General features: G+C 70.7%; 12 protein-coding genes. 3 read left to right on the plus strand and 9 right to left on the minus strand.

Annotated elements, in window-relative coordinates:
* Positions 1–40: 40 nt before the first annotated feature.
* Positions 41–811 carry an MBL fold metallo-hydrolase gene (locus tag ACRDP3_RS09275; RefSeq protein WP_431516381.1) on the minus strand — a complete coding sequence of 257 codons (771 nt, stop codon included), beginning with the start codon at positions 809–811 and terminating at the stop codon, positions 41–43.
* A gap of 164 nt (positions 812–975) precedes the next feature.
* On the opposite strand from ACRDP3_RS09275, the gene ACRDP3_RS09280 reads away from it, so the two are divergent.
* Positions 976–1,428: a type II toxin-antitoxin system PemK/MazF family toxin gene (locus ACRDP3_RS09280; protein ID WP_431516382.1), complete on the plus strand. Its 453-nt coding sequence runs from the start codon at positions 976–978 to the stop codon at positions 1,426–1,428.
* A 19-nt stretch (positions 1,429–1,447) separates the two neighbouring features.
* On the opposite strand, the gene ACRDP3_RS09285 is transcribed toward ACRDP3_RS09280, so the two are convergent.
* The 7 genes from ACRDP3_RS09285 to clpS form a co-directional block, all read right to left on the minus strand.
* On the minus strand, positions 1,448–2,398 hold the full coding sequence (locus ACRDP3_RS09285) for a PLP-dependent cysteine synthase family protein (RefSeq protein ID WP_431516383.1): 951 nt from the start codon (positions 2,396–2,398) through the stop codon (positions 1,448–1,450).
* Positions 2,398–2,694, minus strand: coding sequence for a MoaD/ThiS family protein (locus ACRDP3_RS09290; protein ID WP_431516384.1), 297 nt, complete (start codon positions 2,692–2,694; stop codon positions 2,398–2,400). Before ACRDP3_RS09290 ends, ACRDP3_RS09285 begins: the two co-directional genes overlap by 1 nt.
* 140 nt (positions 2,695–2,834) lie before the next feature.
* Positions 2,835–2,960, minus strand: a complete 126-nt coding sequence (locus tag ACRDP3_RS09295; protein WP_431516385.1) for a putative leader peptide — start codon at positions 2,958–2,960, stop codon at positions 2,835–2,837.
* 98 nt (positions 2,961–3,058) lie between these two features.
* Positions 3,059–3,487: a Mov34/MPN/PAD-1 family protein gene (locus tag ACRDP3_RS09300; RefSeq protein WP_431516386.1), complete on the minus strand. Its 429-nt coding sequence runs from the start codon at positions 3,485–3,487 to the stop codon at positions 3,059–3,061.
* Between the two features lie 78 nt (positions 3,488–3,565).
* Complete coding sequence (locus ACRDP3_RS09305; protein WP_431516387.1) at positions 3,566–5,041, minus strand: amino acid permease; 1,476 nt, start codon at positions 5,039–5,041, stop codon at positions 3,566–3,568.
* Positions 5,042–5,342: 301 nt separating this feature from the next.
* Positions 5,343–5,978 (minus strand): DUF2017 domain-containing protein, encoded by a 636-nt coding sequence (locus ACRDP3_RS09310; RefSeq protein ID WP_431516390.1) that lies wholly within the window; start codon positions 5,976–5,978, stop codon positions 5,343–5,345.
* Positions 5,978–6,289, minus strand: a complete 312-nt coding sequence (gene clpS, locus ACRDP3_RS09315) for an ATP-dependent Clp protease adapter ClpS (RefSeq protein WP_431516388.1) — start codon at positions 6,287–6,289, stop codon at positions 5,978–5,980. Before clpS ends, ACRDP3_RS09310 begins: the two co-directional genes overlap by 1 nt.
* Before the next feature lie 167 nt (positions 6,290–6,456).
* On the opposite strand from clpS, the gene ACRDP3_RS09320 reads away from it, so the two are divergent.
* Positions 6,457–7,758: a nicotinate phosphoribosyltransferase gene (locus ACRDP3_RS09320; protein ID WP_431516391.1), complete on the plus strand. Its 1,302-nt coding sequence runs from the start codon at positions 6,457–6,459 to the stop codon at positions 7,756–7,758.
* A gap of 152 nt (positions 7,759–7,910) precedes the next feature.
* The gene (locus ACRDP3_RS09325) at positions 7,911–8,504 is read left to right on the plus strand and encodes an isochorismatase family protein (RefSeq protein ID WP_431516389.1); all 594 of its coding nucleotides are present in this window, start codon (positions 7,911–7,913) and stop codon (positions 8,502–8,504) included.
* Between the two features lie 50 nt (positions 8,505–8,554).
* On the opposite strand, the gene ACRDP3_RS09330 is transcribed toward ACRDP3_RS09325, so the two are convergent.
* Positions 8,555–8,881 carry a hypothetical protein gene (locus tag ACRDP3_RS09330; RefSeq protein WP_431516392.1) on the minus strand — a complete coding sequence of 109 codons (327 nt, stop codon included), beginning with the start codon at positions 8,879–8,881 and terminating at the stop codon, positions 8,555–8,557.
* Positions 8,882–8,994: the final 113 nt, after the last annotated feature.

Raw genomic sequence — 8,994 nt, forward strand, 5'->3', positions numbered from 1 at the left:
GACCACCGGCAGCGGGCGCGCGGCGCGTTCGGCAGCACCTCTACCGGAGTTCGTACACCGCGCCGGCGCGGGCCAGTTCGACCGGGCCCTCGAAGGCGCCTTTGGCGTCACGCAGGTTGACCTTGGCGTCGGTCCACGGCGGTACGTGCGTGAGGACGAGCCGCCCCACCCCCGCCTGCTGCGCGCACTCCCCCGCCTGGTTCCCGTTCAGGTGCAGTCCGGGGATGTCTTCCTTGCCGTCCGTGAAGGACGCCTCGCAGAGGAAGAGATCCGCGTCACGGGCGAGGGCGAGGAGCGCCCCACTCGGCCCGGTATCGCCCGAATAGACCAGTGTGCTGCCGCTGTCACGGTGCCGGACCCGGAACGCGTACGCCTCCACCGGGTGGTCGACCTGCGCCGTGGTGATGGCGAAGGGCCCCAGTTCGAAGCTCGCACCCGCCCCCTCGGGGACGAGGGTGTGGAAGTCGAAGACCTCGCTCATGGCGTCGGTGGTGGTGTCGCCGTAGGCCAGGGCGAGGCGCTGCTCGGTGCCCTGCGGTCCGTAGACCGGGATCGGCCCGCAACGGCCGCCCTCGTGCCGGTAGTAGCGCGCGACGAAATAGCCGCACATGTCGATGCAGTGGTCGGCGTGCAGGTGGCTGAGGACGATCGCGTCCAGGTCGTACAGCCCGCAGTGCCGCTGCAGTTCGCCGAGCGCGCCGTTGCCCATGTCCAGGAGCAGCCGATAGCCGTCGGCCTCGACCAGGTAGCTGGAACAGGCCGACTCCGCGGAGGGGAACGACCCGGAGCAGCCGACGACGGTGAGCTTCATGAAGCGAGGACCTCCGTTGGCGGCTGTGGGGATTTCCGAGCGTAAGCCGCACGGCGCCCGGTGAGTCCTCAGGAGCGCGCTGGTGTGGGCGGAATCACCAGCGCGGGGTACGGTCGTCACTCTGTGCGGTGTGCCTGTCAGGGGGTCCGGGAGGCGAAGCGGACGTGGAGACGTGGTGGTGGCTCGCCCTGGGTGCCGTCGTGGCGTTGTCCCTGGTGGCGGCGCTGGTCGACGGGGGTGCCAGGCTGGGTCCCCGGCGTCGCGCCGGGCGCCGGGCCGGTCGCCGGGCGGGGGTGCCGCTGCCGGACCGTGGACCCCGTCCGGGTGAGATCTGGTGGACGGAGACGCCCCGGCTGGTGCTGGTGCTGGCGGTGGGGCTGGAGAGCGCCCGCGTCGCGGGGGTCAGCGCCGGGGGTCCGCACGACACCGGAGGGGATGACGGTCCCGGGGGCACGCTGGCGCTGCCGCCGGGCACGGTCGCGGACGCGCCGGGCCGGGTGAGCTGCCTGCGTACGGACGCGGTGAGCCAGGTGGCGCTCGCCGCGTTCCGGCACCGGGCCGGCGAGGTCGACCAGGACACCTGGTCGCGGCTGCGCCACCTGACCGACGAGGGCTGAGCCCGAAGACCCGCCGGCCTCAGGCCCAGAGCTGGCCCTGCAGGGCGGCGACCGCGGCGTCCGTGGTTTCGGCCGTGTAGATCCCCGTCGAGAGGTACTTCCAGCCTCCGTCGGCCACGACGAAGACGATGTCGGCACTCTCCCCGGCCCGTACCGCCTTCCGCCCCACGCCGATCGCCGCGTGCAGCGCCGCACCGGAGGAGACACCCGCGAAGATGCCCTCCTCGGCGAGGAGTTCACGGGTACGCGTCACCGCGTCCTCGGAACCGACCGAGAAGCGGCTGGTGAGTACCGTCTCGTCGTACAGCTCGGGCACGAAGCCCTCGTCCAGGTTGCGCAGGCCGTAGACCAGGTCGTCGTAGCGTGGTTCGGCGGCGACGATCTGGACGTCCGGGCGGTGCTCGCGCAGGAAGCGGCCGGCGCCCATCAGCGTCCCGGTGGTGCCCAGGCCGGCCACGAAGTGGGTCACGGAGGGCAGGTCGGCGAGGATCTCGGGACCGGTGGTGGCGTAGTGCACGCCGGAGTTGGCCGGATTGCCGTACTGATAGAGCATCACCCACTCGGGGTGCTCGGCGGACAGCTCCTTGGCGACGCGTACGGCCGTGTTCGAACCGCCGGCGGCCGGGGACGAGATGATCTCGGCACCCCACATGGCGAGCAGTTGCCGCCGCTCCTCGCTGGTGTTCTCCGGCATGACGCACACGATGCGGTAGCCCTTGAGCCTGGCCGCCATGGCGAGCGAGATGCCCGTATTGCCGGAGGTGGGCTCCAGGATGGTGCGGCCGGGCGTCAACCGGCCGTCCTTCTCGGCCTGTTCGATCATGTGCAGGGCCGGGCGGTCCTTGATGGAGCCGGTCGGGTTCCGGTCCTCCAGCTTCGCCCAGATCCGCACGTCCTCCGAGGGCGAGAGGCGCGGCAGCCGCACCAGCGGCGTGTTGCCGACGGCGGCCAGCGGCGAGTCGTAGCGCATCAGCGCTGCGCTTCCGGCGTTTCGGCGCCTCCGGCGACGGCCGGGAGGATCGTCACGCTGTCGCCGTCGGAGAGCTTCGTGGTGATGCCGTCCAGGAAGCGGACGTCCTCGTCGTTGAGGTAGACGTTCACGAAGCGGCGCAGCTCGCCGCCGTCGACCAGCCGGTCCTGGATACCCGCGTGCCGACTCTCCAGGTCGTCGAAGAGCTCCTTGAGGTTGCCGCCCTCGGCCGAGACGGACTTCTCGCCGTCGGTGTAGGTGCGGAGGATGGTCGGGATGCGGACCTCGATGGCCATGGGGTGGGCTCCTGTGGGTGGGGAGGCGGGAGGGACGGTCAGGAAGCTGCGAAGGGTGCGCTGTGCGGCTGTGCGGCGGCGTGCGCGTGGGGTACGGCCGCTGCGGCGTGCGTACGGCGGGACCGCGCCGACCGGCGGGGTCAGGCGGCGGACGCGTACGCGCCGGGCCCCAGTGCGCTGGCGAGACGGCACAGATCGACGTGCAGGCGCCCGACGAGCAGCATGCCCGGGGTCTTCTCAGATGCGCTCACGTCATGGACAACCATGGGCTCATCGTAACGATTCCCGGCGGGGGAACCGGGTGCCGGTTTCATGATGTGGACCGATCCGTCTCAGATTCGCGCTGTCCTGGCAGTTCGGCTGGTCAGACCGCTCCGCCGGCGACCGTGACCTCCTCCTCGGTGACCTCGCCGTCCACGATGCGGAACGAGCGGAAGGAGAAGGGGCCTTCGTCGTTGCCGCACTCGGCGGTGGAGACGAGCACGTAGTGGGCGCCCGGCTCGTTGGCCAGGCTGATGTCCGTGCGGGACGGGTAGGCCTCGGTGGCGGTGTGCGAGTGGTAGATGACGACGGGCTCCTCGTCCCGGTCGTCCATCTCGCGGTAGAGCCGCAGCAGGTCACCCGAGTCGAACTCGTAGAAGGTGGGCGAGCGTGCCGCGTTCAGCATCGGGATGAAGCGTTCCGGACGCTGCTCGCCGGCCGGACCCGCGATGACGCCGCACGCCTCGTCGGGGTGGTCCTTGCGGGCGTGGGCGAGGATCTTGTCGTGCAGCTCCTGGGTGATGGTCAGCATGCCCGGAAGGATATGCAACGGGCCCGGCCCCACCGCGAGGGGTGGGACCGGACCCGTCTCAGCCATCACATCAGCCGGTCACCGGCTGCCGGTCTCCTTCGGCAAGGAGTCCCGGCGGAAGGTGTCCGGGTTGCGCGCCTTGATCACGTAGTACGCGACGACCAGGATCGCCGCCCAGATCGGCGCTCCGTAGAGCGAGACACGGGAGTCGGGGTCGAAGCCCATCAGCACGATGACCATGCCGATGAAGCCGAGCGAGATCCAGCTCGCGTACGGCGCGAAGGGCGCCTTGAACTCCGACTGCGGCAGCTCACCGCGGTCCGCCGCACGGCGGTAGCGGATCTGCGAGGCGAGGATCATGATCCAGGCCCACATGCCGGAGATGGTGGCGAAGGAGACGACGTAGTCGAACGCCTTCGAGGGCCACTGGTAGTTGATCCAGACGCCGAACATCATCATCCCCGCAGAGACGGTGGTGCCCAGCAGCGGCAGACCGTTGCTGGTCAGCTTCGTGAAGAGCTTCGGGCCCTGCCCGTTCAGCGCGAGGTCGCGCAGCATCCGTCCGGTCGAGTACATGCCGGAGTTGCAGGAGGAGAGCGCGGCCGTGAGCACGACGAAGTTGACGATCGCCGCGCCCGCCGGGAGCCCGATCTTGGCGAAGGCGGCCACGAACGGGCTCGTATCCGGCTCGAAGGCCGTCCAGGAGACCACGGAGAGAATGACGGTGAGCGAGCCGACGTAGAAGAGTGCGATCCGCCACGGCACGGTTTTGATCGCGCGCGGCAGGGTCTTCTTCGGGTTGACCGACTCCCCCGCGGTGACGCCGACCAGTTCGACGGCGAGGAAGGAGAACATCACGATCTGCAGCGTCATCAGCGTGCCGCCGATGCCCTTGGGGAAGAAGCCGCCGTCGGCCCACAGGTGGGTGACGGACGCGGTCTCACCGGCGTCGGAGAAGCCGAGGGTGAGGACGCCGATGCCGATCAGGATCATGCCGATGATGGCGGTGACCTTGATCATGGAGAACCAGAACTCCAGCTCACCGAAGAGCTTCACCGAGATCAGGTTCGCGCCGTACAGGATGAGGGTGAAGACCAGCGCGGAGGCCCATTGCGGTACCTCGGGCCACCAGTACTGCATGTACGTGGCGGCGGCGGTGACCTCCGTGATGCCGGTCACGACCCAGAAGAGCCAGTACGTCCAGCCCGTCACGAAGCCGAAGAAGGGCCCCAGGAACTCGCGGGCGTACTCCGCGAAGGAGCCGGACACCGGCCGGTACATGAGCAGTTCGCCCAGTGCCCGCATGATGAAGTAGATGACGATGCCGGCGACGGCGTACGCCAGGATGATGCTGGGGCCGGCCTTCGTGATGGCCTTGCCCGCGCCGAGGAAGAGGCCGGTGCCGATCGCGCCGCCGATGGCGATCATCTGGATCTGGCGACTGCCCAGCCCTCGCTGGTAACCCTCCTCCTGTGGGGTCTCCGTGCTGCCCTGCGGTGTTTCCTTCAGACCGCCCGCCGGTGCGCCGCGGTCCGAGACCTGCTCAGAGGTCATGTGTGGTGCGCCTTTCTCCGTTCCGACCCGGTATCTCCGTATCGGCCCCGATCCCCCGGTGGAGTTGTCCGGACCGCCGGTCGGCCCGTCTCAGCGCTGCCGCCGCGACCAGATGGCGTCGCAGCGGCAGATCGTGCAGGTCTATCACGCGTATCGGCACATGCCAGTGGCGTATGCCACGCGGGAAACAGGACAACCAGGACCATCATCACGTAGGCACCGGCGATGTGATGTGTTCGTTAGCCGAGAGGGGTGATCCGCTCAGCGGACACCCCCGGGGGGTGGCCGGGACGTACCGGCGTCAGGGAAGCAGCGTCTCGATGAGGCTCTCCTGCAGCCCTCCGAGCCACAGATACGCCATCACCATCGGTTTGCGCGGGTCGGAGTCCGGCAGCGTGTACAGCTCGCCGCCGTCATCGTCGTCGGTCACCTCCAGCCGGGCACCGATGGCCAGCCGCAGGTCGTTCAGCGCGCCGAGCCACTGCCGCGACTCCTCGGGCTTCAGGGTCAGCACCGCGCCCGCGCCGCCCTCTCCCCCCGCGGTGGCCGGGTCGGGCGTCAGGGAGTCCAGCGCCCCTACGACCGCGAGCCCGTCCTCCCGCTTACGGGCCCGCAGCTCGTTCTCCGTGAAGCGCCGGAACTCGGCGGAGGCGCGGCGCTCCGCCTCGTCCTCCCCTGCGCCCTCCCCTTCGGACACCGCGTCCGGGCCGCCGCCGTAGGCGTCCGGGAAGAGGCGGGCCAGTGCCGGGTCGGAGGGCGGCTCGGTCGGCCCGTCGGTGAACAGGCTGCTGAGCGGGTCCTCGCCGTCGGCGGGCTCCTCGCCCGGGCCGATCAGCTCGAGCAGCTGGACGGCGAGACTGCGCAGGATCGAGATCTCGACCTGGTCGAGCGCGATCGCGGCGCCGCCGTCACCGGTGGCCTCGAAGTGGCCGGCCATCATCGGTCCTGCTGGAGTGTGGCCCACAGGCCGTACCCGTGCATCGCCTGCACGTCCCGCTCCATCTCTTCGCGGCTGCCGGTGGAGACGACCGCGCGGCCCTTGTGGTGGACGTCCATCATCAGCTTCTTCGCCTTGTCCTTCGGATAGCCGAAGTAGCTCTGGAAGACATAGGTCACATAGCTCATGAGGTTGACCGGGTCGTTGTGCACGATCGTGGCCCACGGCACGTCCGGCTCGGGGACGGCGAAGGGAGCCTCGGCCGACTCCGGGCGTTCGATCTCGGTGGGGGCAACACTCACGTGCCCCATGCTGCCACTCAGGGGTGTCAGGTGGCCAAACGGCGTCAAGGGGAGGTTCGGCACCCCAATATCGTCACCCTGACGAGATGTGCGGTACGCTCGTCCCGTCCGGCCCCCTCCCCCCGGGGGCTCGTCGATGCGAGGGAGCCCAAGTGAACGCGGAATGGGGACTGCCGGTGGCGGTGCCGTCGACGGCGCTCTTCACCGACCAGTACGAACTCACCATGCTCCAGGCCGCGTTGCGCGGCCGAACCGCCGAACGGCACTCCGTCTTCGAGGTCTTCTGCCGCCGGCTTCCCGAAGGCCGCCGCTACGGAGTCGTCGGCGGGACCGGCCGGGTGCTGGACGCGGTCGAGAACTTCACCTTCGACGACCAGGTGCTGGACTACCTGCGGGAGCACGACGTCGTCGACGGTCCGACCCTGGAGTGGCTCTCCGGCTACCGCTTCAGCGGCGACATCCTCGGCTACCCCGAGGGCGAGGTGTACTTCCCCGGCTCGCCCATCGTGCGGGTCGAGGGCACCTTCGCGGAGTGCGTGCTGCTGGAGACGGTGATCCTCTCGATCCTCAACCACGACTCCGCCGTCGCCGCCGCCGCGTCCCGGATGGCGGTCGCCGCGGGCGGCCGGCCGCTGATGGAGATGGGCGCCAGGCGCACACACGAGCTGGCGGCGGTGGCCGCCTCGCGCGCCGCCTACCTCGGCGGCTTCTCCTCCACCTCCGACCTGGCGGCCGGCTTCCGCTACGACATCCCCACCGTCGGCACCAGCGCGCACTCCTTCACTCTGCTGCACGACAGCGAACGCGACGCCTTCACCGCCCAGGTCGACTCGCTCGGCAGCGGCACCACCCTGCTGGTGGACACCTACGACGTCGCCGAGGCCGTACGTGCCGCCGTGGAGATCGCCGGAACGGACCTGGGCGCCGTCCGGATCGACTCCGGCGACCTGCTGCTGGTCGCCCACCGGGTGCGCCAGCAGCTCGACGAGCTCGGCGCGACCAAGACGCGGATCGTGGTCACCAGCGACCTGGACGAGTACGCCATCGCCTCGCTGGCGGCGGCACCCGTGGACGCGTACGGGGTCGGCACCCAGCTGGTCACCGGCAGCGGCCACCCGACCTGCTCGATGATCTACAAGCTCGTCGCGCGCGCCGACTCGGACGCCCCGGACGCGCCGCTGCGCGCCGTCGCGAAGAAGTCGGTGGGCGGCAAGTCCTCGCCGGGCGGGGCCAAATGGGCGGCGCGGCAGCTGGACGCGGACGGCATCGCGGCCACGGAGGTGATCGGCACCGGCCCGGTGCCGGCGGACCTGGCCGCGCGGCGGCTCCAGGTGCAGCTGGTACGGGGCGGCGAAGTCGTCGGACGTGAACCGCTGGACGTGGCCCGCGAGCGGCACACCGAGGCGCTGGCCGGACTGCCGCTGTCGGCGACGCAACTGTCCCGGGGGGAGCCGGTGCTGCCGACGGAGTACGTGTGACGGATATGTGAGTGCGCGTCAGCCTGCGTGGGACCTCCCGCGAAGGGGCCGGAGTCCCTAGGTTGGGACCGGCTCAGTCGGCCGTCGTCCCTCTCCACCGCTCTCCCACCACTCCCCACCACCGCCCCCCACCTCAGCCGAAGGGCGTGCGCATGCACCGGGCACTGATCGTCGTAGATGTACAGAACGATTTCTGTGAGGGCGGCAGCCTCGGAGTCGAAGGGGGCGCGGACGTCGCCGCCGCCATCACCGAGCTGATCGGCGACGCGTCCGCCGGTTACGCGCACATCGTGGCCAGCCGCGACCGCCACGTCGCGCCGGGAGACCACTTCGCCGACCGGCCCGACTTCGAACACACCTGGCCGCCGCACTGCGTCGCCGGCACCGAAGGTGTCGGCTTCCATCCCAACTTCGCCCCGGTCATCACCGCCGGGGCGGTGGACGCGGTCTTCGACAAGGGCGCGTACACGGGGGCCTACAGCGGCTTCGAGGGCGCCGACGAGAACGGCGCGCCGCTGGCCGACTGGCTGCGGGGGCACGACGTGCGGGAGGTCGACGTGGTGGGCATCGCGACCGACCACTGCGTACGGGCGACCGCGCTCGACGCGGTCGCCGAGGGCTTCCGTACCCGGGTCCTGCTGGACCTCACCGCGGGCGTCGCCGCGCCCACCACGGAGCGTGCGCTCAAGCAGCTCAGCGAGGCGGGGGTGGAGCTCACCGGCGCCCCGGTGCTGCGGGGCGGCTGAAGCCGAGGGGCCGGGCTGTGCCGTACGGCTGTGCCGGCCCGTACGGTGCGCTACCGCGTACGCACGTGGCCCGAGGGGCGCAGCAGGGACGCGATCGGGTGCCAGGACTCGCGGTCGTCGTCCGCGGTCGTGCGCCAGACCAGCCCTTCGGGGTGGTGCAGCACCGCCGTGATCTCGTCGGCGGTGGGCGGCTCCGCGTTGCCCCGCAGGTAGACCGCACGCAGGCCCAGGTTCCGCAGCCGGGTCAGGGCGCGGGCCCGGTTGAGCGCGTGCACGAGCACCCGGACGTACGGTTCGTCGCCGTACGGGCGCGCCGCCACGGCACGCACCGGGTGCGCCTCGTCCGCGTGGGCGGACCAGCGCCGCCGCTGCGGCATCACACCGTCGTACGGGCCCCCTGAGGAGCCTGTGGAGCCCTGCCGCACCGGGTGGTCCGGCATGCGGCTGTCCGCTGTCGCCTGCGAGCCCGTGCGCGTGGTTTCCCCCGTAC

The sequence above is a fragment of the Streptomyces sp. genome (assembly GCF_050698815.1).
Taxonomy (GTDB): Bacteria; Actinomycetota; Actinomycetes; order Streptomycetales; family Streptomycetaceae; genus Streptomyces.

Coding starts and splice junctions, on each gene's coding strand:
- ACRDP3_RS09275 (WP_431516381.1), bottom strand. CDS start 811: ATGAAGCTCACCGTCGTCGGCTGCTCCGGGTCGTTCCCCTCCGCGGAG.
- ACRDP3_RS09285 (WP_431516383.1), bottom strand. CDS start 2,398: ATGCGCTACGACTCGCCGCTGGCCGCCGTCGGCAACACGCCGCTGGTG.
- ACRDP3_RS09290 (WP_431516384.1), bottom strand. CDS start 2,694: ATGGCCATCGAGGTCCGCATCCCGACCATCCTCCGCACCTACACCGAC.
- ACRDP3_RS09295 (WP_431516385.1), bottom strand. CDS start 2,960: ATGGTTGTCCATGACGTGAGCGCATCTGAGAAGACCCCGGGCATGCTG.
- ACRDP3_RS09300 (WP_431516386.1), bottom strand. CDS start 3,487: ATGCTGACCATCACCCAGGAGCTGCACGACAAGATCCTCGCCCACGCC.
- ACRDP3_RS09305 (WP_431516387.1), bottom strand. CDS start 5,041: ATGACCTCTGAGCAGGTCTCGGACCGCGGCGCACCGGCGGGCGGTCTG.
- ACRDP3_RS09310 (WP_431516390.1), bottom strand. CDS start 5,978: ATGGCCGGCCACTTCGAGGCCACCGGTGACGGCGGCGCCGCGATCGCG.
- clpS (WP_431516388.1), bottom strand. CDS start 6,289: ATGGGGCACGTGAGTGTTGCCCCCACCGAGATCGAACGCCCGGAGTCG.
- ACRDP3_RS09325 (WP_431516389.1), top strand. CDS start 7,911: ATGCACCGGGCACTGATCGTCGTAGATGTACAGAACGATTTCTGTGAG.
- ACRDP3_RS09330 (WP_431516392.1), bottom strand. CDS start 8,881: ATGCCGCAGCGGCGGCGCTGGTCCGCCCACGCGGACGAGGCGCACCCG.